The sequence below is a fragment of the Nocardia terpenica genome (assembly GCF_013186535.1).
Classification (GTDB): Bacteria; Actinomycetota; Actinomycetes; order Mycobacteriales; family Mycobacteriaceae; genus Nocardia; species Nocardia terpenica.
Genome location: NZ_JABMCZ010000002.1, coordinates 748,039 through 771,586, shown reverse-complemented (window position 1 = coordinate 771,586; position 23,548 = coordinate 748,039). Strand labels below are relative to the sequence as shown.

Genomic DNA, 23,548 nt, shown 5'->3' with positions numbered 1-23,548 from the left:
TTGTTGAACTGCATCAGCTGCCGAACTGCGCGATGTATCGAGTAGACCGTACGCGGTAACGTGGCTTGTCCGCATCCGATCCCGCGGACCCGCACGGGATCGACGGTGCGGGCGCAGCCCGACGCAACGCAGGCACGCACCGGAAACACCGGAAAGGACTGGCCCGCCGGCCGACGCTCTATGAACCGCAAGACAGTGTTTCGCAACCTGGCCATAGTCGCGGGCATCCTGCTCGTGATCTATCTGGTCAGCTATTTCAGCAACGACACGCGCGGCTGGAAGAACGTCGATACCTCGGTGGCGCTCACCCAGCTCCAGGACAAGCAGAACGTCAAGCAGGTTCAGATCGATGACAAGGAGCAGCAGCTCCGCATCACCCTGAACAAGGGCGACGACGCGACCAGCGGCCAGACCCAGATCATCGCGAAGTATCCGGGCGGCAGCGAGGTCTCCGCGCAGATCCTCAAGACCGTGCAGGACTCGGGCGCGCCCTTCAACACCTCGGTCAAGCAGGACAGCTGGTTCACCCAGGTGCTGCTGTTCGTGCTGCCCATGGTGTTCCTGCTCGGCCTGTTCATCTTCGTGATGGCCCGCATGCAGGGCGGTGGCCGGGGCGGCATGCTCGGCTTCGGCAAGTCCAAGGCCAAACAGCTGTCCAAGGACATGCCCAAGACCACCTTCGCCGACGTGGCGGGCGCCGACGAGGCCGTCGAGGAGCTCTACGAGATCAAGGACTTCCTCCAGAATCCGGCCCGCTACCAGGCCCTGGGCGCGAAGATCCCGAAGGGCGTGCTGCTGTACGGCCCGCCCGGCACCGGTAAGACGCTGCTGGCCCGCGCGGTCGCGGGCGAGGCCGGGGTGCCGTTCTTCACCATCTCCGGCTCCGACTTCGTCGAGATGTTCGTCGGCGTCGGCGCCTCCCGCGTGCGCGACCTGTTCGACCAGGCCAAGCAGAACAGCCCCTGCATCATCTTCGTCGACGAGATCGACGCGGTGGGCCGCCAGCGCGGCGCGGGTCTGGGCGGCGGTCACGACGAGCGCGAGCAGACCCTGAACCAGCTGCTGGTCGAGATGGACGGCTTCGGCGACCGCACCGGTGTGATCATCATCGCGGCCACCAACCGCCCCGACATCCTGGACCCGGCGCTGCTGCGCCCCGGCCGCTTCGACCGTCAGATCCCGGTCGGCAACCCGGACCTGGCCGGGCGCCGCGCCATCCTGCGGGTGCACTCGCAGGGCAAGCCGATTGCCCCCGAGGCCGACCTGGACGGCCTGGCCAAGCGCACGGTCGGCATGTCCGGCGCGGATCTGGCCAACGTCATCAACGAGGCCGCGCTGCTCACCGCGCGCGAGCACGGCAACGTGATCACCGGCGCCGCGCTCGAGGAGTCGGTGGACCGCGTCATCGGCGGGCCCCGCCGCAAGAGCCGCATCATCAGCGAGCACGAGAAGAAGATCACCGCCTATCACGAGGGCGGCCACACGCTGGCCGCGTGGGCGATGCCCGATATCGAACCCGTCTACAAGGTGACCATTCTGGCCCGCGGTCGCACCGGCGGTCACGCCATGACCGTCCCCGAGGACGACAAGGGCCTGATGACCCGCTCGGAGATGATCGCCCGCCTGGTGATGGCGATGGGCGGCCGCGCGGCCGAGGAACTGGTGTTCCACGAGCCGACCACCGGCGCCTCCTCCGATATCGACCAGGCCACCAAGATCGCCCGCGCGATGGTGACCGAGTACGGCATGAGCGCGCGCCTGGGCGCGGTGCGCTACGGCCAGGAGCAGGGCGACCCGTTCCTGGGCCGCTCGATGGGCATGGGCTCGGACTACTCCCACGAGGTCGCCCGCGAGATCGACGAGGAGGTGCGCAACCTCATCGAGGCCGCGCACACCGAGGCGTGGGCCATCCTCAACGAGTACCGCGACGAGCTGGACTCGCTGGCCACCGCCCTGCTCGAGCGAGAAACGCTGCACCGCAAGGAACTCGACGACGTCTTGTCGACGGTCGAGAAGCGGCCGCGGATCACCGCGTTCAACGACTTCGGCGAGCGCACCCCGTCCGACCGGCCGCCGGTGAAGACCCCGCGCGAGCTGGCCGCCGAGCGCGGCGAGCCGTGGCCCGACGAGACCGAGACGAAGGCCGTGCCCCGCCCCGCCGCGCAGCCGGTCCCGGCCAACGGCTACCCCGACAGCGGCTACCGCCCGGCCGAGCCCGGCTACGGCTACCCGCCCGCGCAGCCCGGCGGCTACCCGCTGCCCGGTGGGCCGTCGTATCCGCGGCACGGCACGCACGGTTCGCGACCCGACTACGGCGCCCCGGCCGGTTGGTCGGCGCCCGGCTGGCCGCCGCAGGAGGAGGACCAGTCCGGTCAGCAGCAGGGTTACGGCGCGCCGGGCGGGCCCGGTTCGCGCGGTGGTGCGCCGCAGGGTTCGGGCGGCGGCTGGGCGCCCGCGGGCGGTCAGCGCTACGGCCGCGGCGGCTGGAATCAACCGAACGACCAGGAGGGGCCGGGCTATTCGGCCCCGAACGGCGAGAGCGACAACGGCGAGTGGGACGGTCCGAACGGTCGGCACTGACCGACGGTGATTAGGCTCGATGATCGGGGTACCGGGGAACAGCCGGTACCCGTGAGCTTTTGGAGGTGTCTCGAGTGTCGGCCAACAACCGTGTCGTCCCCGGGCCGGTCGCGCTGGACACCGGTCGTTCCTTCGACCAGCCGCGCGCCGAGGCGGCGATCCGCGAACTGCTGATCGCCGTCGGCGAGGATCCGGATCGCCCGGGTCTCGCCGAGACCCCGTCCCGCGTCGCGCGTGCCTACCGGGAGATGTTCGCGGGCCTGTTCACCGAGCCGGACGCGGTGCTGGACACCACGTTCGAGGAGGGCCATCAGGAGATGGTCCTGGTCCGCGACATCCCGATGTACTCGACCTGCGAGCACCACCTGGTGTCCTTCCACGGCGTCGCGCACGTCGGATACATCCCGGGCTCGCACGGCCGGGTCACCGGCCTGTCCAAACTGGCCCGGCTGGTCGATCTGTACGCCAAGCGGCCGCAGGTGCAGGAGCGGCTGACCAGTCAGGTCGCCGATGCGGTCATGCGCAAGCTGGACCCGCGCGGCGCGATCGTGGTGATCGAGGCCGAGCATTTATGCATGGCGATGCGCGGCATCCGCAAGCCCGGCGCCAGCACCACCACCTCGGCGGTGCGCGGAATCCTGCAGTCCAGCGCCTCCACCCGGGCCGAGGCCCTCGACCTGATCCTGCGCAAGTGAGCGGCCGATGAGCGCCCTGATCGCTCCGCGCGGCGGCCGGTCCTGTGTGGTGATGGGCGTGGTCAACGTCACCAGCGACTCGTTCTCCGACGGCGGTCGCTACCTCGATCCCGCGCGCGCGATCGCGCACGGGATCGAGCTGTACCGGGCGGGGGCGGACATCGTCGACGTCGGCGGCGAGTCGACCCGGCCGGGCGCGGTGCGGATCGATCCGGAGACCGAGGCCGAGCGGGTGGTCCCGGTGATCCGCGGGCTGGTCGAGGCGGGCGTGCCGGCCAGCGTCGACACCATGCGGGCCAGCGTGGCCGAGGCCGCGGTGGCCGCGGGCGTCTCGGTGGTCAACGACGTCTCCGGCGGCCGGGCCGATCCGGACATGGTGAAGGTCGTTGCGGCGACCGAGATTCCGTGGATCCTCATGCACTGGCGCGCGGACGCCGACTATCGGCACGCCGGTCCCGCCGAGCGGTACACCGACGTGGTGGCCGAGGTGCTGACCGAACTGTCCGCCCAGGTGGATCTGGCGATGGCGGCCGGGGTGCATCCGGGCAAACTGGTACTCGATCCGGGATTGGGCTTCGCCAAGAACGCCGACCACAACTGGGCGCTGCTGGGCGCGCTGCCGGAGCTGGCCGCGCAGGGCCTGCCGATCCTGATCGGCGCCTCCCGCAAGCGTTTCCTGGGCGCGCTGCTCGCCGACGACCAGGGCCCCCGCCCGCCCGACGGCCGCGAGACCGCGACCGCCACCATCTCCGCGCTGGCCGCGCTGCACGGGGCCTGGGGCGTGCGGGTGCACGATGTCCGGGCGTCGCTGGACGCCATCGCCGTCGCGGACTCCTGGCGGGCCGCCGATCACGCACGGATTCGGGGAGACCGGTGAGCACCGACCGCATCGAGCTGCGCGGCCTGCGCGCCTTCGGATACCACGGCTGCTTCGACTTCGAGCGCCGCGACGGCCAGGAGTTCGTCGTCGACATCACGCTGTGGCTGGACTTCGGAAAGGCCGCGGCCACCGACGATCTCGCCGCGACCGTCGACTACGGCGCGCTGGCCGGGCGGGCCGTCGCCATCGTGGCGGGCCCGCCGCGCAATCTGATCGAGACGGTGGTCTCCGAGATCGCCGACGACGTGATGACCGATCCGCGCGTCGCCGCCGCCGAGGTGGTGGTGCACAAGCCGTCCGCGCCGATTCCGCACACCTTCGCCGACGTCCGGGTGGTCGCCACTCGCCGCCGCACCGGACCCGACGTCACCGCCGGGGCCGTGGCATGACCCGCGCCGTCCTGTCGATCGGTTCGAACCTGGGCGACCGGCTCGCCCAGTTGCGCAGCGTGGTGGACGGCCTCGCGCCGTGGCTGACGGCGGTGTCGTCGGTGTACTCGACGCCGCCGTGGGGCGGGGTGCCGCAGCAGGACTACCTCAATGCCGTTCTGGTGGTGGAGGATCCGGCGGCCGAGGCGCGCGACTGGCTGCACCGCGGCCAGCGGCTGGAGCAGGCCGCCGGTCGGGTGCGCGAGGTGCGCTGGGGCGCACGGACACTCGATGTCGACGTGGTCTGGTGCGCGGCGCTGCGCCCGGCGGGCCCGCACCCGTGCCGCAGCACCGACCCCACCCTGACCCTGCCGCATCCGCAGGCGCACAACCGGGCCTTCGTGCTGGTGCCGTGGCTCGAGGTGGAGCCGGAGGCGCTGCTCGAGGTGGACGGCGTCCCGCGCCCGGTGCGCGAGTGGCTGGCCGCGCTCGACCCGGCCGAGGTCGAGGGTGTGCGGCGCACCGAGCATTCGCTGCGCGGGGCGTCATGAATGTCATGAAGCCGACGCGGGCACTGGATCTCACCGCGAACGTGCTGATCGCCGCGATCGTCGCGTGGTTCGCGACGCGCTGGGCGTACTCCAGCTTCCCGCCGATCACCGTGTTCGCGGGCGCCTCGCTGTATCCGGTGGCGGCGCTGGAGGCGGTGCTGGCCTTCGTGATTCGCGCCCGGGTCAACGACGAGCGCATCGGCGACGGCCCGCGGCACCTGCATCCGATCACCGCCGCGCGGGCGGTGGCGCTGGCGAAGGCGTCGGCGCAGGTGGGGTCGCTGGCGGCCGGGGTGTGGCTGGGCTTTCTGATCTGGGTGCTCCCGCAGCGCTCGACGCTGCGCGCCGCCGCGTCGGACACCCCGGGGGCGATCGTGGGCCTGGTGGCCGGGTTCGCCCTGGTGGCCGCCGCCCTGTGGCTGGAGTATTGCTGTCGTGCGCCGAGTGATCCGCCCGATGAGCCAGCAACCTCGTAGCGAAAGGGGTGTGCGGGGTCGCCGACCGGTGTCCGAGCCGGAATCCGCCGTGCAGGCTACCCTTGCGGGCATGGTTTCACCCTCCCGTAGCAGTGCCTCCACGCGACCAAGGGAGAACGCGGGACGATTCGTCGTCGGCGGATTGATGCTGCTCGGTCTGATTGCCAGCGTGTTTCCGATTTTCAGCAGCAATCTGCAATTGGTGCGGGTCGGCCTGGTCGCCGCGCTGTGGGCCGCGGTGATCGCCGCGCTGGTGGCCACCCGCTATCGGCGCGAGGCCGCGGTCGACCAGGCCAAGGCCCATGACCTGCAAACCGTCTACGAATTGCAGCTGGAGCGCGAGATCACCGCCCGGCGCGAGCATGAGCTCGCCGTCGAGGCCCGGGTGCGCCAGGAGGTGGGCGCCGACGCCGCCGAGATCGCGGCCCTGCGCGCCGAGCTGACCGTGCTGCGCGAAAGCCTGCAGCGGCTTTTCGACGGCGACCTGCCGATCGACCGGCCCGCCCTGCACGCGGACGCCTTCCGCGTCCAGGAGCTGCCGCGCGCCGCGGCGAACGGTAACTCGGCGGAAGCCGACACCTGGGACGCCTGGAGCGCCCCCGCGGTGCCCGTCTTCGAGCCCGACCACCCCGAACCCCCGGCCTTCGCCAGCCCCGACGACGACCCGGTCACCGCCGAAACCTCCATCGTCGCACCGGAACCCGAAGCGCCCGAGGAGCCCGCCCCCGCATCCCCCGTGGGCACCGCCGCGCGCCGCCGCCGACGCGCCGAATCCGATACCGACGACTACCCGGGCCGCAAACTCTCGGTCGCCGAGATCATGGCCAACCTCCGCTCCGAGCAGAACGGCGGCTGAGGGGAATCTCACCGGGGCCGCCCTGGTCACGGGTGGGCGGTGGGCCTATCCTCGACTGCAGCAACGTCTGGTACCTGCGGTTTTGCGGGACTGGAACGGAACTTTCGAGAGGACAATGGTGACCTCGGGCAAGGTTGTCTCAGGGACCGACCCTGCGCCCGCACGGCTGACGGTGGGAATCGTCTCGGCGGGACGCGTGGGCTCCGCGATCGGCGCGGCACTGGAGCGTGCCGGTCACATCGTCTTCGGCGTCTCGGCCATCTCCGACGCGTCGCGGCTGCGCGCCCGCACCCGGCTGCCGGATTCGCGGATTCTCCCGGCCGAGGAGGTCGCCGCGCGCAGCGAGCTGCTGATCCTGGCCGTGCCGGATGCCGAATTGGCCGGGCTGGTGGCCGGTTTGGCGGCGGCGCGGGTGGTGCGGCCCGGCACCATCGTGGCGCACACCTCCGGCGCGAACGGCATCGGCGTGCTGGCCCCGCTGACCGCGCGCGGCGCGCGGGCGCTGGCCATCCACCCGGCCATGACCTTCACCGGCCACGACGAGGACCTGTCCCGGCTCGGCAACGCCTGCTTCGGCATCACCGCCGCCGACGAAATCGGTTACGCCATCGCGCAATCGCTGGTCATCGAGATGGGCGGCGAACCGGTGCGGGTGCCGGAGGAACACCGCACGCTCTATCACGCCGCCCTCGCGCACGGCAGCAATCATCTGGTCACGCTGATCGTGGACGCCGTGGACGCGCTGCGCGCCGCCCTGGCGGGACCGGGCCTGCTGGGTCAGCAGACCGTCGACGAACAGCCGGGCGGCCTGGCCGAGCGCATCCTCGCGCCGCTGGCCTCCGCCGCGCTCGAAAACGCCCTGCGCCGTGGCCAATCCGCGCTCACCGGCCCGGTCGCCCGCGGCGACGCCGACGCGGTCGCCGCCCACCTCGACGCCCTCGCGGCCGTCGACGCACGCCTGGCCGCGGGCTATCGCGCGCAGTCGCTGCGCACCGCCGAGCGGGTGCGCACCAATCCCGCCCTGATCGAATTGCTGGAGGGACGCTGATGCCCGATCCGAAGACCCTGCGCGGCGCGTACACGCCGGGCGAACTGACCGTGGTGCACGAGCCCGCGACGCTGTCCGCGGTGACCACCGCGCTGCGCTCGGTGGGCCGCACGATCGCCCTGGTGCCCACCATGGGCGCCCTGCACGAGGGGCACCTGGAGCTGGTGCGCCGCGCCAAGCGCACCAACCGGGTCGTGATCGTCTCGATCTTCGTCAACCCGTTGCAGTTCGCGGCGGGGGAAGACCTGGACCGGTACCCGCGCACCCTGGACGCCGACGTGGACCTGCTGCGCGGCGAGGGCGTCGAGCTGGTGTTCGCCCCCAGCGCCGCGCAGATGTATCCCGTCGGCCCGCGCACCTCGGTGCATCCGGGACCGCTCGGCGCCGAGCTCGAGGGCGCCAGCCGCCCGACCCATTTCGCGGGCGTGCTGACCGTGGTGGCCAAGCTGCTGCAGATCGTCCGCCCGCACGAGGCGTTCTTCGGCGAGAAGGACTACCAGCAGCTCACCCTCATCCGGGACATGGTGCGGGACTTGAACTTCGACGTCTCCATCGTCCCGGTGGCCACCGTCCGGGAGCGGGACGGCCTGGCGCTGTCCTCGCGCAACCGCTATCTCGACCCGGCCCAGCGCGAGCTGGCGACCACGCTGTCGGCCGCCCTGGCCGCCGGTCGGCACGCCGCGGGCCTGGGCCCGGACGGGGTGCTGGCCGCGGCCCGCGCCGTGCTCGACGGCGTGCCCGGCATCGATGTCGACTACCTGGAGCTGCGCGGCGCGGACCTGGGCGACATCCCGCCGAGCGGCAATGCCCGGCTGCTGGTCGCCGCCCGCATCGGCGCCACCCGCCTGATCGACAACATGCCGGTCACCGTCGGCGTGGCGATCGACGGCCACCCCACCACCCCCGACACTGCCGAAGCGTCCGCGTAGGAAAGGCGACCGCGATGTTGCGCACCATGATGAAGTCGAAGATCCACCGCGCCACCGTGACGCACGCGGATCTGCACTACGTCGGCTCGGTGACGGTGGACCAGGATCTGCTGGACGCCGCCGATCTGCTCGAGGGCGAGCAGGTCTGCATCGTCGACATCGATAACGGCGCCCGGCTCGAGACCTACGTGATCGCGGGCGAGCGCGGCTCCGGAGTCATCGGAATCAACGGCGCCGCAGCCCATCTGGTGCATCCGGGCGATCTGGTGATCCTGATCGCCTACGGTCAGCTGGACGAGCGGGAGGTACGCGAGTACGCGCCCCGGGTGGTGTTCGTCGACGAGCGCAACCGGCCGGTGGACCTGGGCTCGGATCCGGCGCACGCGCCCGACGGCTCGGACCTGTCGTCCCCGCGCTCGCTGACCGTCGCCTGATCGGCGGGGACGGCATGCTTCTCGCGATCGACGTCCGCCCCACCAGCATCGAGATCGGCCTGTTCTCCGGCAGCGGCTCGCATTCGACACTGGTGCAGACCTGGCGCATGCACACCAATCCGCTGCTGACCGCCGACGAATTCGCCATGCAGGTGCGCGGCCTGATCGGCGACCGGCTCGAGCAGGTCACCGGCGTCGCGGCGCTGTCCACCATGGCGCCGGTGCTGCGCGAGCTGCGCGGCATGCTGACCCGCTACTGGGCCACCGTCCCGCACGTGCTGGTGGAACCCGGTGTGCGGACCGGGATTCCGCTGCTGGTGGACAATCCGAAGGAGGTGGGCGCGGACCGCATCGTCAACTGCCTGTCCGCCTTCCACCGCTTCGACGCCCCGGCCATCGTGGTCGACTTCGGCACCGCCATCTGCGTGGACGTGGTGTCGGGCAAGGGCGAATTCCTCGGCGGCACCATCGCGCCGGGCGTGGAGATCGCGACCGAGGCGCTGGTGGCCCGCACCGCGCTGCGGCGCGCCGAGCTGACCCGCCCGCGCTCGGTGGTGGGCAAGAACAGCCTGGAATGCATCCAATCCGGCGCGGTCTTCGGCTTCGCCGGGCTGGTCGACGGCCTCATCGATCGCATCCGCGACGAGCTCGACGGCTTCTCCGGCAACGACGTCGCCGTGGTCGCCACCGGCACCGCCGCCCCGCTCATCGTCCCGGAATCGGAGACCATCGAGCACCACGAACCACACCTCACCCTGGACGGCCTGCGCCTGGTGTACGAGCGCAACCAGCAGCGACGGCGCTGACTGTGGCGAGCGCAACACGGTTCTTGCACACCGGACCGTCGCTGCTAAGCTGTCGCTCGTGTCTTTCCGCATGAGCACCCAGGAGTGTTGTCGAGGCTGATTCGCCTCGGCCGATGTCGGGGCTTCGCATCCCCCGACCGTTCACTCTCCTGGAGATTCGCTCATGCGTTCCTCTGTAGTCACCCACCCTGTTCGTCTCGCGCCCGAGATCACCGACCGTGCCGTCGCCTCGGCGCTGCCCACCCGGCTGCGCCCGGCCGACCTGCTGCGGCTCACCGACGAGGGCGCCGAGGACGTGCTGGCCGGGCGCTACGACCACCTGCTGCCGTCCGACGGCCGCTGGCCCACCGACAATCGCTGGGCCACAAGGCTGCTCGCCGACGAGGAGGTCGACGTCTGGCTGATCAGCTGGGTGGCCGGTCAGGCCACCGAGCTGCACGACCACGCCGGTTCCCTCGGCGCGCTCACCGTGCTCAGCGGCGCGCTCTCGGAACTGCGTTGGAACGGAAGCGAATTGCGCCGGCGCACGCTGTCGGCGGGGGACCAGGCGTCGTTCCCGCTCGGCTGGGTGCACGACGTGGTCCGCGCCCCCGGCGAGCCGCCCACCGGTCCACCGGACCCGACGCTGTCGATCCACGCCTATTCACCACCGCTCACCGCCATGTCCTATTACGAGGTCACCGGCCACGGCACGCTGCGGCGCACCCGGACCGTCCTCACCGACCAGCCCGAAGGCGATGTGAAATGACCCACTTGACGATCGACCGCATGCTGGAGAACGCGCGGACGCAACTGAAGCGCGTGTACGCGTTCGAATTGCCGCAGGCGATCGAACGGGGCGCGCTGCTGGTCGACATTCGGCCGCAGGCGCAGCGGGTGAAAGAGGGCACGCTGCCCGGCGCGCTGGTGATCGAGCGAAATGTCCTCGAATGGCGCCTGGACCCGAGCAGTTCCGCGCGCCTGGCGGCGGCCACCGACCACGATGTGGAATGGATCGTGGTCTGCTCCGAGGGCTACACCTCCAGCCTGGCCGCGGCCTCGCTACAGCAGCTGGGATTGCACCGGGCCACCGATCTGGTGGGCGGCTATCAGGCGTTGAAGGCGGCCGGATTGTTGTCGGTCGCGGCGGGCGCCCCGCACTTCGTGCGCGAGGTCGGCGCACTGGTCTCGCTGTAATTCTCCCGGCCGGTCGGTGAATCGGCGCGCGGCGCAGGCGTTTTCGCGATAGCGTCCGATGCGCCGCAATTCTTCGACCGGTCGGTGGGTGCGGTGAATCGGTCTCGGATCCGTACTCGAAACGATGCCGATTCGTTACGGGCCGCAACTGTCCGGGCGGCGCGCAAAACGATTTCCGGCGCACGATAGGGTAGGTGTCCGTGAGCACCCCGAACACCCCTTCGTCCGGCCGCTCCACGGGTTCGGTTCCCGCGGAGCAATCCCGTCCTGCCGCAGCGGAAGTCGACGTTCCCGAGCAGATGCGGATTCGCCGGGAGAAGCGTGAGCGGCTGCTCGGGGAGGGCCGCGAGGCGTATCCGGTGGTGGTGCCGCGCACACATACCCTGGCCGAAATTCGCGCCGCCTATCCCGACCTCGCCCCCGACACGCAGACGGGGCTGCGGGTCGGCGTCGCCGGGCGCGTCATTTTCATGCGTAATACCGGCAAGTTGTGTTTTGCGACGCTCCAGGAGGGCGACGGCACCAAGTTGCAGGCGATGATCAGCCTGAACGGTGTCGGCGCCGATGCGCTGGCGGCCTGGAAGGCCGATGTCGACCTGGGCGACTTCGTATTCGTGCACGGCGAGGTGATCTCCTCGCGAACCGGCGAATTGAGCGTCATGGCCGATTCCTGGTCGATGGCGGCGAAGTCGCTGCGCCCGCTGCCGGTGGCGCACAAGGAGCTGAGCGAGGAGTCGCGGGTCCGCCAGCGCTACGTCGATCTCATCGTGCGGCCGGAGGCGCGGGAGATGGCGCGCACCCGGGTGCGGGTGGTGCGCGCGCTGCGAAACGCCTTGGAGCGCAGGGGTTTCCTGGAGGTCGAGACCCCCATGCTGCAGACCCTGCACGGCGGCGCGGCCGCGCGCCCGTTCGTCACCCACTCCAATGCGCTGGATATGGATCTGTACCTGCGCATCGCGCCGGAGCTGTTCCTCAAGCGCTGCGTGGTGGGCGGCATCGAGAAGGTCTTCGAGATCAACCGCAACTTCCGCAACGAGGGCGCGGACTCCACCCATTCGCCCGAGTTCGCGATGTTGGAAACGTATGAGGCGTACGGCACCTACGACGATTCCGCGCGGATGATGCGGGAATTGATCCAGGAGGTGGCCCAGGAGGTCTACGGGACGCAGGTGGTCACCCTGGCCGACGGCACCGAATACGACCTGGGCGGCGAGTGGAACACCGTCCAGATGTACCCCTCGCTGTCGGACTCGCTGGGTGTGGCCGTGACACCGGAAACGACGGTACCGGAATTACTGGCGCTGGCCGATCGGGTCGGCCTGGAAATTCCCCAGGACAAGGGCTACGGGCACGGCAAACTGGTCGAGGAACTGTGGGAGCATGTCTACGGCGACAAGCTGTACGCGCCGACTTTCGTGCGCGACTTCCCGGTGGAGACCTCGCCGCTGACCCGCCAGCACCGCAGCAAGCCCGGCGTGACCGAGAAGTGGGATCTCTACGTCCGCGGCTTCGAGTTGGCCACGGGCTATTCGGAACTCGTGGATCCGGTGATTCAGCGCGACCGGTTCATCGATCAGGCCAGATTGGCGGCCGCGGGTGACGACGAGGCGATGCGGCTCGATGAGGACTTCCTTTCGGCCATGGAACATGGTATGCCACCGACAACGGGGACCGGTATGGGAATCGACCGGTTGCTGATGGCGTTGACGGGTCTGGGAATCAGGGAAACGATACTGTTCCCAATTGTGCGTCCGGCCGCGCGCTGAGTGGTCGGATTCATTGCCGAAGTCCCGTGTTGGAAATCTCGGAATTCGAGGTATTCTCAACTCGGGTATCGGCCTAGTATGCGGGTCGCACGATTTCGAGAGGACGTTCATCTCATGGCAAAGAAGGTCACCGTTAGCCTGATCGACGATGTCGACGGTGAGTCCATCGCGGACGAGACCATCGAGTTTGCGATCGACGGTGTGTCGTACGAGATCGACTTGTCCGCGGCAAATGCGGCGAAGCTGCGTGACGGGCTGGAACAGTGGGTCACCAACGCGCGCCGGACGAGCGGGCGTCGGCGCAGCAAGCCGGCCGGTGCCGGTGCGGGCGCGCCGAAGAGCCGGGTGTCGATGGATCGGGAGCAGAGTGCCGCAATTCGGGAATGGGCGCGGCGCAAGGGTCACAAGGTCTCCGCGCGCGGTCGTATCTCCGCCGACATTACCGAGGCGTACAACAAGGAAGTCGGTCGCGCGAACTAGCCGACCGCATTCGCCGCTGCCACTCGGAGGAATCGTGCGCCGTCCGGGTGGCAGCGGCGTATTCCATGCGTATTCCGCATAACCGATGAAACACCCCGTTTCGCGACGCGCGGTATGCGATCTTGCCCGCTTCGATCCGGCGCGGCACCATGGAAACTGTGCGAATGACGTCACTGGCGCGGTGGAGAGCTGAGGTATCGGCACAGTGACCGGATTTCACGGATCGTTCCTACGATTCACCGATGGCGCCGGGCAGCACCAGGAAGTGACGCTCACCCCCGAGCGGCAGCGCATCACCATCGGCCGCTCGCCGCAGGCGGATCTCACGCTGGCCTGGGACGCGGAGGTGTCCCGGCTGCACGCCTCGGTGGAGTACCTGGGCGCGCACTGGACCATCGTGGACGACGGCCTTTCGCGCAACGGCACTTTCGTCAACGGCGAGCGGCTGGTGGGCCGGCGGCGGCTGGTCGCGGGCGATCGCATCCGCATGGGCACCTCGATGCTGTCGTTCCACGACTTCGGCGGCGCGGTCGACGATCAGACCCGCACCTCCGCCATGTCGCTGCCGCCGCTGCGCTCGCTCACCGAGACCCAGCGCTCGGTGCTGATCGCGCTGTGCCGCCCCTACAAGAACAACGCCGGGTTCGCGTCGCCCGCCTCCAATCAGCAGATCGCCACCGAGCTGTTCCTCAGCGTGGACGCGATCAAAACCCATATGCGCACGCTGTTCTCGAAGTTCGGCGTCGAGGACCTGCCGCAGAACCAGAAGCGGGTGCGTCTGGCCGGATTGGCATTACAGAGCGGAATCATCTCCGACCGCGACCTGTAGCGGCTACCCTCCTAGAACGAGTTCTAGTTCTGGGAGGCTCCCATGCGTCGACTGCCGGGAACGATGCTGATCATGGCCGTCCTGACCACGCTGTGGCTCGGATCGGCGACGACGGCCCGGGCGGAGTATCCGGTCGCCTACAACTTCTTCGCCGGAATCCCGGACGAGCTCGCGCATCCCGGCGGCTCGCTGCCGGGCTCGAACGACCGGTCCTGCCGCCCGAGCGCCGCGCACCCCGATCCGGTGGTGCTCGTACACGGCACCGGCGGTGGGGCACAGACCAATTGGGGCGCGTACGTGCCGCTGCTCGCGAACGCCGGGTACTGCGTGTTCGCGCTCACCTACGGCGCCTACGACCTGCCGTGGCCGATCTCGGCCATCGGCGGCATGCAACCGATCGAATCGAGCGCCGCGCAGCTCGCGGCCTTCGTCGACCGGGTGCGAGCCGAGACCGGCGCGGCGCGGGTGGACCTGATCGGCCACTCCCAGGGCAACATCGTCGGCAACTACTACATCAAGCGGCTCGGCGGGGCGGGGCGGGTGCACGCCTTCGTCGCGATCGCCGCGCCGTGGCTGGGCACCGACGCCTTCTCACTCGGGGAACTCACCGCCTTCACCCGGCAGCTGGGGGTGGGCCCGCAGTTCGAGGCGGCCGCGGGCGCGCTGTGCCACGCCTGCGCGCAGATGCTGAAGGGCTCGGACTTCATGCGCGGGCTGCTGGCCGACGGGGTGTACGACCCGAGTGTGACCTACACCAATATCGAGACCCGCTACGACGAGCTGGTGGTGCCGCCCTCGATCGCGCTGGTGCCGGGCCCGCGCACCACGAATGTGCTGGTCCAGGACGGATGCCCGGCCGATCTGACCGAGCACGCGGGCATCGCGGGCAGCGCCCGCGCGGCGGCGTTCGCGCGCAACGCCCTCGACCCGGCGCATCCGGTGCCGGTCCCCTGTCACCCGGCGCTGCCGCTCGTCGGCGGGTAGCGTGAATTCGGCTGCTCCGGTGACTCGGAATCCAGTCGCAACGTTTCCGCGCGGAGGTCACCGTGCGGTTCCGGCATTCCGGGCCCGACCGGGTGATACCCGCACCTCTGTTCGCTCTGGGCGTATCGAGAAGGAAACGAACCCGGCAACAGCTGCGTTATGACTGAATGAGTCGCGCTGTCGGCGGTTCGCAATAGGGTGGACGGACGACGGGCGAGACCCCCGCCAACTAGAGTGGAGGCGGGGGATGCAACCCCAGGGCTTCATGGCAGGCTGGCGCTCAGTCGACTGAAGCGCCGGAACGCCGTAGATAGCGGAGCAGGAAGTGAGGGAGCGATGTTCGAGAGGTTCACCGACCGCGCGCGGCGGGTCGTTGTCCTGGCCCAGGAAGAGGCCAGGATGCTCAACCACAACTACATCGGCACCGAGCACATCCTGCTGGGCCTGATCCACGAGGGTGAGGGTGTGGCGGCGAAGTCCCTGGAATCCCTGGGGATTTCGCTGGAGGGTGTGCGCAGTCAGGTGGAGGAGATCATCGGGCAGGGCCAGCAGGCGCCGTCCGGTCACATTCCCTTCACCCCGCGGGCCAAGAAGGTGCTGGAGCTGAGCCTGCGCGAGGCGCTGCAGCTCGGCCACAACTACATCGGCACCGAACACATCCTGCTCGGCCTGATCCGCGAGGGCGAGGGCGTCGCCGCCCAGGTCCTGGTCAAGCTCGGCGCCGACCTGAATCGGGTGCGCCAGCAGGTCATCCAGTTGCTGTCGGGCTACCAGGGCAAGGAGCCCGTGGAGTCGGGGGCGCGCGGCGAGTCGGGCACCCCGTCCACCTCGCTGGTGCTCGACCAGTTCGGCCGCAACCTCACCCAGGCCGCGCTCGAGGGCAAGCTCGACCCGGTCATCGGCCGCTCGAAGGAGATCGAGCGGGTCATGCAGGTGCTCAGCCGCCGCACCAAGAACAACCCGGTGCTGATCGGCGAGCCCGGCGTCGGCAAGACCGCGGTCGTCGAGGGCCTGGCCCAGGCGATCGTGAACGGCGAGGTGCCGGAGACGCTGAAGGACAAGCAGCTCTACACCCTGGACCTGGGTTCGCTGGTCGCGGGCAGCCGCTACCGCGGCGATTTCGAGGAGCGCCTGAAGAAGGTGCTCAAGGAGATCAACACCCGCGGCGACATCATCCTGTTCATCGACGAGCTGCACACGCTGGTGGGTGCGGGCGCGGCCGAGGGCGCCATCGACGCGGCCTCCATCCTCAAGCCCAAGCTGGCCCGCGGCGAGCTGCAGACCATCGGCGCGACCACCCTCGACGAGTACCGCAAGTACATCGAGAAGGACGCCGCCCTCGAGCGCCGGTTCCAGCCGGTGCAGGTGGGCGAGCCGACCGTCGAGCACACCATCAACATCCTCAAGGGCCTGCGCGACCGGTACGAGGCGCACCACCGCGTCTCCATCACCGATTCCGCGCTGGTCGCGGCCGCCACGCTGGCCGACCGCTACATCAACGACCGCTTCCTGCCGGACAAGGCGATCGACCTCATCGACGAGGCGGGCGCCCGCATGCGCATCCGCCGGATGACCGCGCCGCCGGACCTGCGCGAGTTCGACGACAAGATCGCCGAGGCGCGCCGGGAGAAGGAGTCCGCGATCGACGCGCAGGACTTCGAGAAGGCCGCGCGGCTGCGCGACAAGGAAAAGCAGCTGGTCGCCAAGCGCGCCGAGCGCGAGAAGCAGTGGCGTTCGGGCGATCTGGACGTCGTGGCCGAGGTCGACGACGAGCAGATCGCGGAGGTGCTGGCCAACTGGACCGGTATCCCGGTGTTCAAGCTCACCGAGGAGGAGACCACCCGTCTGCTCCGCATGGAGGACGAGCTGCACAAGCGGATCATCGGCCAGGAGGACGCGGTCAAGGCCGTGTCGAAGGCCATCCGCCGCACCCGCGCCGGTCTGAAGGACCCCAAGCGCCCGTCCGGTTCGTTCATCTTCGCCGGTCCGTCCGGTGTCGGTAAGACCGAGCTGTCCAAGGCGCTGGCCAACTTCCTGTTCGGCGACGACGACGCGCTCATCCAGATCGACATGGGCGAGTTCCACGACCGCTTCACCGCCTCGCGGCTGTTCGGCGCCCCTCCGGGCTACGTCGGCTACGAGGAGGGCGGCCAGCTCACCGAGAAGGTGCGCCGCAAGCCGTTCTCGGTCGTGCTGTTCGACGAGATCGAGAAGGCCCACCAGGAGATCTACAACACCCTGCTGCAGGTCCTCGAGGACGGCCGCCTGACTGACGGTCAGGGCCGGACCGTGGACTTCAAGAACACGGTGCTGATCTTCACCTCCAACCTCGGCACCTCCGACATCTCGAAGGCCGTGGGTCTGGGCTTCACCCAGTCCAACGCCGAGGGCTCGAACTACGAGCGGATGAAGCTCAAGGTCAACGACGAGCTGAAGAAGCACTTCCGCCCCGAGTTCCTCAACCGCATCGACGACGTGATCGTCTTCCACCAGCTCACCACCGACCAGATCGTGGAGATGGTGGACCTGATGATCAACCGCGTCGGCAACCAGCTGCGGAACAAGGACATGGAGATGGAGCTGTCCGACCGGGCCAAGAGCCTGCTCGCCAAGCGCGGCTTCGATCCGGTGCTGGGCGCCCGCCCGCTGCGCCGGACAATCCAGCGCGAGATCGAGGACCAGCTGTCGGAGAAGATCCTCTTCGGCGAGATCGGCCCCGGCCAGATCATCACGGTCGACGTCGAGAACTGGGACGGCGAAGGCGCCGGCGAGGACGCCAAGTTCACCTTCACCGGCCGGGAGAAGGCCAAGGTCGACGCTCCCGTCGAGGAGAAGCCGGTCGCGGCGCTCGCCGGTGAGGCGAAGGCCGCCGGAGAGTAGTCGAGTCTCTCCCCGCCGAGGGCCCCTCTCGCAGTGTGCGAGAGGGGCCCTCGCGCATGCACGGCCGAAAATCGGTGGCGCATACCGGTGCGTGTGGCCGACCCTCGTAGGGACGCTCGACGCGAAAGGACCGCATGCTCACCGAATCTCAGATCGAGGCGTTCATTACCGATGGGTTCGTGAAGATCGAACAGGCGTTCTCGCGCGAGACGGCCGATGCGGCGCGGGAGATTCTCTGGCGGGCGACGGGGTGTGATCCCGACGATCGCTCGACGTGGACGCAGCCCGTGATCCGGTTGTGGGATCACGCCGAGGAGCCGTTCCGGGACGCGGTCACCGCCCCCGTCCTGCTCGAGGCCTACGACCAGCTGGTCGGGCAGGGGCGCTGGCTGCCGCGAAACACCCTGGGCACCTTCCCGATTCGCTTCCCGAGCGAGGAATCGCCGGGCGACGACGGCTGGCACGTGGACGCCAGTTTCGGCGACGACCTGAACGACCCCCTGTCGTGGCGGGTCAATGTGCGGTCGAAGGGACGGGCATTGCTGATGCTGTTCCTGTTCTCCGACGTGGACCCCGACGACGCACCGACTCGCATCAAGGTCGGTTCGCACCTGCGGCTTCCGTCAATGCTCCAGCCCTACGGCGACGAGGGGACGCGGATGGGGGATCGGACGATGATCGAGTTCTACAACGATGGCGCCGCCGACCTTCCCGTGGCGCTGGCCACCGGATGGGCGGGCGACGTCTACCTGTGCCACCCCTTCCTGGTGCACGCCGCGCAGCCGAATCTGATCGGGCGGCCGAAATTCATGGCCCAGCCCCCGCTGCTGCTGCGCGAGCCGTGCGAATTGGAGCGGCCCGACGCCGCGTATTCACCAGTGGAGCAGGCCATTCGGCGCGGGCTGGGCGTGAATCAGCGCATTTGATGCCGCACCGGCGCCAACTCGGCCAGCAGGTCCTCGGGCACCACGATCTCGTCGATGCCGTATTGCTCGTTCCAGCGCCGCAATTGGTCGGCCGCCGCCACCGGATCCTCGGGAAGCAGGCCGACCCCTCCGACGGCCCGAACATCCTCGATCCGCATCCCGAATGCCGAGCCCAGGAACGGTGAGAGTCGATCGCCGATGCCGACCACGGTGTGGGTGAACGGAATTGGGCGATCGGTGTGGTCGCGGACCACGCCGACCAGCGTGGCCAGCTGCGGCTCGGTGGCGAACGGCGGCAGGGCGGCCATGAAGCGGTCCGCGAATTCGGCTGCGGCGGTGAGGGTGCGCGGCCCGCTGGCGGCGACCATGACGGCCGGCGCCGGATCGACCTCCGCGCGAACGGCTTTCACGGTATCGGCCAGCGCGCGCCGACGATCCGCGCCCGATCCCCATGCCATGCCCAGTCGTTCGGCCTCCGCCTCGGCGTCCGGGCGGCCCAGGCCCAGGCCGAGTTCGAAACGACCGTCGGAAAGCAGTTGCAGCGCAGCCGTTTCCCGCACCACCGCCGCGGGCGTGCGCAGCGGGACGGCGAGCACGTTCGGCCGCAGCCGCAGCGTGCTCGTCACCGCCGCCGCGGCCGCCAGCGCCGGGAACGGGGACGCGGTGCGCAGTGTGTCCGGCAGCAGCAGCGTATGAATGCCCTGCTCCTCCACGGCCCGCACCGCGCGGACCCAGCCCGCCCGCGGAACCACGATCGCCCCGAAACGAATATCCGTTCTCATTCCTCCACCCTCCGCCACCCCTCGCCCGGAGACATCGGCACCGACGCGACATCTGCCGTACGTCTCGACGCGTATGTCTACTGCCAGCCCGGTCGTACCAGGCCGGATTCGTAGGCCATGACGACCAGCTGGGTGCGGTCGCGGGCGGCGAGTTTGAGCAGGATTCGGCTGACGTGGGTGCGGGCGGTGGCGGGGCTCAGGAACAGGCGTTCGGCTATTTCGGCGTTGGTGAGGCCCTCGGCTACCAGGGTCATGACCTCGCGTTCGCGGTCGGTGAGTGCGGAGAGGGCGGCGGTGGGGGCGGGCTTTGCGCGGGAGGCGAATTCGGCCACCAGGCGGCGGGTCACGCTGGGGGACAGCAGGGCGTCACCGGCCGCCACCACGCGCACCGCGCGGACCAGGTCGGCGGGCTCGGTGTGTTTGACCAGGAAACCCGTTGCGCCCGAACGCATTGCCTCGAAGACGTACTCGTCCAGCTCGAAGGTGGTCAGCACGACCACCTTGACCCCGGCCAGCCGGGCGTCCTCGGCGATGAGCCGGGTCGCGCACAGGCCGTCCAGCACCGGCATTCGGATGTCCATCAGCACCACGTCCGGGATCAGCTCGCGGGTCATCAGGAGTGCCTGCTGGCCGTTGTCGGCCTCGCCGACCACCTCGATGCCGTCCTGCGCGTCCAGCAGCGCGACGAAGCCGCCGCGCACCAGCGCCTGATCGTCGGCCACCAGCACCCGGACGGCGCGGTCGTCGGTCATCGGTTCTCCTGCGTGAGGTCGGTCCGGAGCGGGAGCCGCGCGCCGACGTGGAAGCCGCCGTCGGCCCGCGGCCCGGTCGTTACGGCGCCGCCGAGCGCGTGCGCCCGCTCCCGCATGCCCGCAATTCCGTTGCCGCCCACGGTTGTGGACGGCTGTGGAGCATTCGGCGGCCGCTCGTTGTCGACCGTGACGATCAGCGCGTCGGGCGAATACTCCACGGTGACAACGGCTTCGGCGCCGGGCGCGTGCCGCAGCACATTGGTCAGCGCCTCCTGCGCGATGCGCGCGGCCGCGCCGTCCACCACCGCGGGCAGCCGCTGCGGCGTGCCCCGCACGACGGCCCGCACCGCCAGCCCGGCCGTGCGGGCGGGCCCGAGCAGGGTGTCCAGATCGGTGATGCCGACCGTCGGACTGGTCGGCGCCACACCGTTTTCCGCGCCCGCGCGCAGCGAGTGCAGCAGCGCGTGCACCTCGCCGAGCGCGTCCCGGCTGACCGTCTTGATCGCCGCCAGCGCGGTCGCGGCCTGCTCCGGCCTGCGGTCGAACAGTTCCAGCGCGACCGAGGACTGCACATTGATCACCGACAGGCTGTGCGCGAGCACATCGTGCAGGTCCCGGGCGATCGCGAGCCGCTCCTCGGTGGCGTGCTGTTCGCGTTCGGCCAGCTCGCGGGCGCGCTCGGCCTCCCGATTGCGGCGCGCGGCCTCGGCGCGCTGCCGCCGGGCCACCACCACCGCGCGCCGCTGCCGCACCCCCTCGGCGACCGCGACCAGCACGCACAGCCACGCGAAAAGCCCTGCTAATTGCCAGCTTTCGGCGGGGCGCCCGCGCAGCGCGGGCACCGGCCACACCATCAGCGCGTAGCCGACCGGCACGAACGGGTAGGTGTACCAGCGCGATACGCGGGTCGCGGCGGTGAGGAAGGCGACGATCAGCGAGACGAACACCGGACCGTAGCCGTAGTCGGCGAACAGGTAGCCGACCGCGATCGCCAGCACGGTGAAGAACACGGCCCGCGGATAGGCCCGGCGCAGCACCAGCACCAGCGGACCGGCCAGCAGCAGCGCGTAGCCGAGCCCGTCGACCGGGCGCACCCCGGCCACGCCGTGCGCCAGGGCGAAGCGGTTGGCCGCGTGCCCGCCGACCAGCTGCGCGGCGGCCACGACGGCCGCCACCAGCAGATCCCGGCCGCAGGGCCGCGCCGTCGACGTCACCTCCGAACGGTAACGCCGCCGGCCCGGCGGCGGGGCGCACGCGCCGCGAATTACGTCCGGATACGTATGCCGGATCGCGCCGGTCGGCCGATGCGTTTCCCCGGGCTCGGGCGCAGGCTCGATGCCATGAACGGTTCGATTGTGGTCACCGATGCGCTGACCAAACGATACGGCTCGCACACCGCCGTCGACGCGGTCGCCATGACGGTCCACGCGGGCGAGATCTACGGCTTCCTAGGCCCCAACGGCGCGGGCAAGACCACCACGCTGCGCATGCTGGTCGGCCTGATCCGGCCGACATCGGGCACCGCAACGGTGCTCGGCGGGCGCCCCGGCGATCCGGCCGTCACGCGCCGCATCGGCGTGCTCATCGAGGGCCCCGGCTTCTACCCGTACCTGTCCGGCCGCGACAACCTACTGGTACTGGCCCGCTATCGCGGCTGCTCGGCCGCCGACGTGACCGAGGCCCTGCGGCGGGTCGGCCTGTCCGACCGCGCCGACGACAAGTTCCGCACCTACTCGCTCGGCATGAAGCAGCGCCTCGGCGTCGCCGTCGCCCTGCTCGGCACCCCCGACCTGCTGATCCTCGACGAACCCACGAACGGCCTCGATCCGGCCGGAATGGCCGAGATGCGCGCCCTCATCACCGGACTCGCCGCCGACGGGCACACCGTGGTGCTGTCCAGCCACCTGCTCAGCGAGGTGCAGGAAATCTGCGACCGCGTCGGCGTCATCTCCCGGGGCCGCCTCCTCACCGAATCCACGGTGACCGAATTGCGCGGCGCGGCAACCCTGTTCGTCCGCGCCGAACCGCCGGAGCTGGCCTACCCCGCGATCCGCCGCGTAGTAGGCGACCACTCCGCCCTACTCACCGCCGCCGGTATCAGAGTCGACGCCGATGCGGCAACGGCACCGCGACTCGCCCGCGCGGTGATCGAGTCCGGCGCCGACCTCTTGGAACTGCGCACCGATGAAAAGTCGCTGGAGGAAGCGTTTTTCGAGATGACGGAGGAGGCCCCGGCCAAAAGCGTGCCGGGGCCGGGGAGTGGGGGTGTGCCGGGGCCAGGGAGTGGGGGTGTGCCGGGATCGGGGGTTTCGGGGGCACAGCATGAGACAGCGCGGAAGGTGGTGGCGTGATGCGGGATTTGTTGGCTTGTGGGCGGGCGGAATTGGTTCGGCTGGGGAAGTGGCCTGCCATGTGGATTTTGTTGGGGACGTGGATTCTGTTGAATCTTGTGTTCGCCTATCTGTTCAATTATTTGGCGTTTACGACCGGGTCGGGGACGCGGATGTCCAATGGGCTGCCGCGGGATCTGTTGTTGCGGCAGATGCTGCCGGGGGCGGTGCCGGAGGTGTTCACGCAGGGGATGGCGATGTTCGGTGGGGCGCTGATTCTGGTGCTGGGGGCGCTCGCGGTGGGGAGCGGGTACGGGTGGGGTACCTGGAAGACGGTGTTCACCCAGGGGCCGTCGCGGGTGAGTGTGGTGGGGGGCACCGTGGTGGCGCTGGCGGTCGTGGTGGTCGGGCTGGTGTGCGCGGCATTCGTGGTGGACACCGGGGTGGCGGCGGTGATCGGTGTGGTGCAGCACCAGTCGCTCGCGCTGCCGTCGGCGAGTCGCGTCCTGCTCGGAATCGTCACGGGCACGGCCATTCTCGGCATGTGGACGCTGGCGGGGGCGCTGATCGGCGCGCTGGCCCGCGGACCGGCCCTCGCCGTGGGACTGGGGCTGGTGTGGGTGCTGGTGGTGGAGAACCTGCTGCGCGGGGTGGCGGCGATCTTCTCGCCGATCCGCGCGATCACCGACCACCTGCCCGGCACCGCCGCCGGTTCCCTGGCGGGCGCGATGCGCACGGTCGAGGGATCGGCGACGCCCGGCGTCCTCGACATCCTGTCGCGGCCCGCCTCGTTCGCGCTACTCGCGGGCTACCTGGTGGTCTTCGCCGCCACCACGGTGTGGCTGCTCCGCACCCGCGACATGGTGTGAGGGACAAGCGGATACGACACCGCTCGCGAGATCGTCACGCGGGCGGTGCGCTCGCGTCCGGCCCCCTGGCACCCCCTCTCCTCGCCGCGAAGGGGTGGGGGCGAACGGCTCCAGCGGGTAGGTTCGATCGCGACGGCGACCCTATCCCACT

The 23,548-nt window shown here is 69.9% G+C and carries 24 protein-coding genes; 21 read left to right on the top strand and 3 right to left on the bottom strand.

All coding sequences use genetic code 11. The features are described 5' to 3' along the window. Positions 1 to 180 precede the first annotated feature (180 nt). From ftsH to HPY32_RS14900, 19 genes are all read left to right on the top strand, one after another. On the top strand, positions 181 to 2,580 hold the full coding sequence (ftsH, locus tag HPY32_RS14990) for an ATP-dependent zinc metalloprotease FtsH (protein ID WP_171982868.1): 2,400 nt from the start codon (positions 181 to 183) through the stop codon (positions 2,578 to 2,580). A 74-nt stretch (positions 2,581 to 2,654) separates the two neighbouring features. Then, the gene (folE, locus tag HPY32_RS14985; protein WP_082870783.1) at positions 2,655 to 3,275 is read left to right on the top strand and encodes a GTP cyclohydrolase I FolE; all 621 of its coding nucleotides are present in this window, start codon (positions 2,655 to 2,657) and stop codon (positions 3,273 to 3,275) included. Positions 3,276 to 3,282: 7 nt separating this feature from the next. After that, positions 3,283 to 4,152 (top strand): dihydropteroate synthase, encoded by an 870-nt coding sequence (folP, locus tag HPY32_RS14980; RefSeq protein WP_067580550.1) that lies wholly within the window; start codon positions 3,283 to 3,285, stop codon positions 4,150 to 4,152. Then, positions 4,149 to 4,544 (top strand): dihydroneopterin aldolase, encoded by a 396-nt coding sequence (folB, locus tag HPY32_RS14975; protein ID WP_067580552.1) that lies wholly within the window; start codon positions 4,149 to 4,151, stop codon positions 4,542 to 4,544. The genes folP and folB overlap by 4 nt, the downstream gene beginning before the upstream one ends. Beyond that, entirely contained in the window at positions 4,541 to 5,074 is a 534-nt protein-coding gene (folK, locus tag HPY32_RS14970; RefSeq protein WP_067580553.1) for a 2-amino-4-hydroxy-6-hydroxymethyldihydropteridine diphosphokinase, read from the top strand. Before folB ends, folK begins: the two co-directional genes overlap by 4 nt. A 5-nt stretch (positions 5,075 to 5,079) precedes the next feature. Then, positions 5,080 to 5,550: a DUF3180 domain-containing protein gene (locus tag HPY32_RS14965; protein ID WP_067585069.1), complete on the top strand. Its 471-nt coding sequence runs from the start codon at positions 5,080 to 5,082 to the stop codon at positions 5,548 to 5,550. Between the two features lie 70 nt (positions 5,551 to 5,620). Continuing rightward, the gene (locus HPY32_RS14960; protein WP_067580554.1) at positions 5,621 to 6,406 is read left to right on the top strand and encodes a DUF6779 domain-containing protein; all 786 of its coding nucleotides are present in this window, start codon (positions 5,621 to 5,623) and stop codon (positions 6,404 to 6,406) included. A gap of 115 nt (positions 6,407 to 6,521) precedes the next feature. Beyond that, positions 6,522 to 7,454, top strand: coding sequence for a Rossmann-like and DUF2520 domain-containing protein (locus HPY32_RS14955; RefSeq protein ID WP_216676123.1), 933 nt, complete (start codon positions 6,522 to 6,524; stop codon positions 7,452 to 7,454). Further along, positions 7,454 to 8,383 carry a pantoate--beta-alanine ligase gene (panC, locus tag HPY32_RS14950; protein WP_067580556.1) on the top strand — a complete coding sequence of 310 codons (930 nt, stop codon included), beginning with the start codon at positions 7,454 to 7,456 and terminating at the stop codon, positions 8,381 to 8,383. The genes HPY32_RS14955 and panC overlap by 1 nt, the downstream gene beginning before the upstream one ends. Before the next feature lie 14 nt (positions 8,384 to 8,397). Beyond that, on the top strand, positions 8,398 to 8,817 hold the full coding sequence (gene panD, locus HPY32_RS14945) for an aspartate 1-decarboxylase (protein ID WP_067580557.1): 420 nt from the start codon (positions 8,398 to 8,400) through the stop codon (positions 8,815 to 8,817). Between the two features lie 14 nt (positions 8,818 to 8,831). Next, positions 8,832 to 9,623 (top strand): type III pantothenate kinase, encoded by a 792-nt coding sequence (locus HPY32_RS14940; protein WP_067580559.1) that lies wholly within the window; start codon positions 8,832 to 8,834, stop codon positions 9,621 to 9,623. A 163-nt stretch (positions 9,624 to 9,786) separates the two neighbouring features. Continuing rightward, on the top strand, positions 9,787 to 10,371 hold the full coding sequence (locus HPY32_RS14935) for a cysteine dioxygenase (RefSeq protein ID WP_082870784.1): 585 nt from the start codon (positions 9,787 to 9,789) through the stop codon (positions 10,369 to 10,371). Between the two features lie 5 nt (positions 10,372 to 10,376). Further along, complete coding sequence (locus HPY32_RS14930) at positions 10,377 to 10,799, top strand: rhodanese-like domain-containing protein (RefSeq protein WP_067585077.1); 423 nt, start codon at positions 10,377 to 10,379, stop codon at positions 10,797 to 10,799. Between the two features lie 299 nt (positions 10,800 to 11,098). Further along, positions 11,099 to 12,565 carry a lysine--tRNA ligase gene (lysS, locus tag HPY32_RS14925; protein WP_067580561.1) on the top strand — a complete coding sequence of 489 codons (1,467 nt, stop codon included), beginning with the start codon at positions 11,099 to 11,101 and terminating at the stop codon, positions 12,563 to 12,565. Between the two features lie 114 nt (positions 12,566 to 12,679). Next, positions 12,680 to 13,045: a histone-like nucleoid-structuring protein Lsr2 gene (locus HPY32_RS14920; RefSeq protein WP_067580563.1), complete on the top strand. Its 366-nt coding sequence runs from the start codon at positions 12,680 to 12,682 to the stop codon at positions 13,043 to 13,045. Positions 13,046 to 13,250: 205 nt separating this feature from the next. Continuing rightward, on the top strand, positions 13,251 to 13,874 hold the full coding sequence (locus HPY32_RS14915; RefSeq protein WP_067580565.1) for an FHA domain-containing protein: 624 nt from the start codon (positions 13,251 to 13,253) through the stop codon (positions 13,872 to 13,874). Positions 13,875 to 13,916: 42 nt separating this feature from the next. Next, on the top strand, positions 13,917 to 14,858 hold the full coding sequence (locus HPY32_RS14910; protein ID WP_067580566.1) for an esterase/lipase family protein: 942 nt from the start codon (positions 13,917 to 13,919) through the stop codon (positions 14,856 to 14,858). Positions 14,859 to 15,194: 336 nt separating this feature from the next. Next, the gene (locus tag HPY32_RS14905) at positions 15,195 to 17,738 is read left to right on the top strand and encodes an ATP-dependent Clp protease ATP-binding subunit (RefSeq protein WP_067580567.1); all 2,544 of its coding nucleotides are present in this window, start codon (positions 15,195 to 15,197) and stop codon (positions 17,736 to 17,738) included. A gap of 134 nt (positions 17,739 to 17,872) precedes the next feature. After that, a complete protein-coding gene (locus HPY32_RS14900) occupies positions 17,873 to 18,664 on the top strand; it encodes a phytanoyl-CoA dioxygenase family protein (RefSeq protein ID WP_067580569.1) in 792 nt (263 codons plus the stop codon). On the opposite strand, the gene HPY32_RS14895 is transcribed toward HPY32_RS14900, so the two are convergent. The 3 genes from HPY32_RS14895 to HPY32_RS14885 all read right to left on the bottom strand — a co-directional run bounded on the left by HPY32_RS14895 (position 18,652) and on the right by HPY32_RS14885 (position 21,412). Beyond that, the gene (locus HPY32_RS14895; RefSeq protein WP_216676122.1) at positions 18,652 to 19,446 is read right to left on the bottom strand and encodes an LLM class flavin-dependent oxidoreductase; all 795 of its coding nucleotides are present in this window, start codon (positions 19,444 to 19,446) and stop codon (positions 18,652 to 18,654) included. The two genes, HPY32_RS14900 and HPY32_RS14895, sit on opposite strands and share 13 nt — an antisense overlap. Before the next feature lie 77 nt (positions 19,447 to 19,523). Beyond that, positions 19,524 to 20,198 carry a response regulator gene (locus HPY32_RS14890; RefSeq protein WP_067580570.1) on the bottom strand — a complete coding sequence of 225 codons (675 nt, stop codon included), beginning with the start codon at positions 20,196 to 20,198 and terminating at the stop codon, positions 19,524 to 19,526. Next, positions 20,195 to 21,412 carry a sensor histidine kinase gene (locus tag HPY32_RS14885; RefSeq protein ID WP_067580572.1) on the bottom strand — a complete coding sequence of 406 codons (1,218 nt, stop codon included), beginning with the start codon at positions 21,410 to 21,412 and terminating at the stop codon, positions 20,195 to 20,197. Before HPY32_RS14885 ends, HPY32_RS14890 begins: the two co-directional genes overlap by 4 nt. Positions 21,413 to 21,538: 126 nt before the next feature. Between HPY32_RS14885 and HPY32_RS14880 the strand changes: the two genes are divergently transcribed. Both HPY32_RS14880 and HPY32_RS14875 read left to right on the top strand, forming a co-directional pair. After that, complete coding sequence (locus tag HPY32_RS14880; protein ID WP_171982866.1) at positions 21,539 to 22,549, top strand: ABC transporter ATP-binding protein; 1,011 nt, start codon at positions 21,539 to 21,541, stop codon at positions 22,547 to 22,549. Positions 22,550 to 22,701: 152 nt separating this feature from the next. After that, on the top strand, positions 22,702 to 23,397 hold the full coding sequence (locus tag HPY32_RS14875) for an ABC transporter permease subunit (protein WP_309247526.1): 696 nt from the start codon (positions 22,702 to 22,704) through the stop codon (positions 23,395 to 23,397). The last annotated feature ends 151 nt before the right edge of the window (positions 23,398 to 23,548 follow it).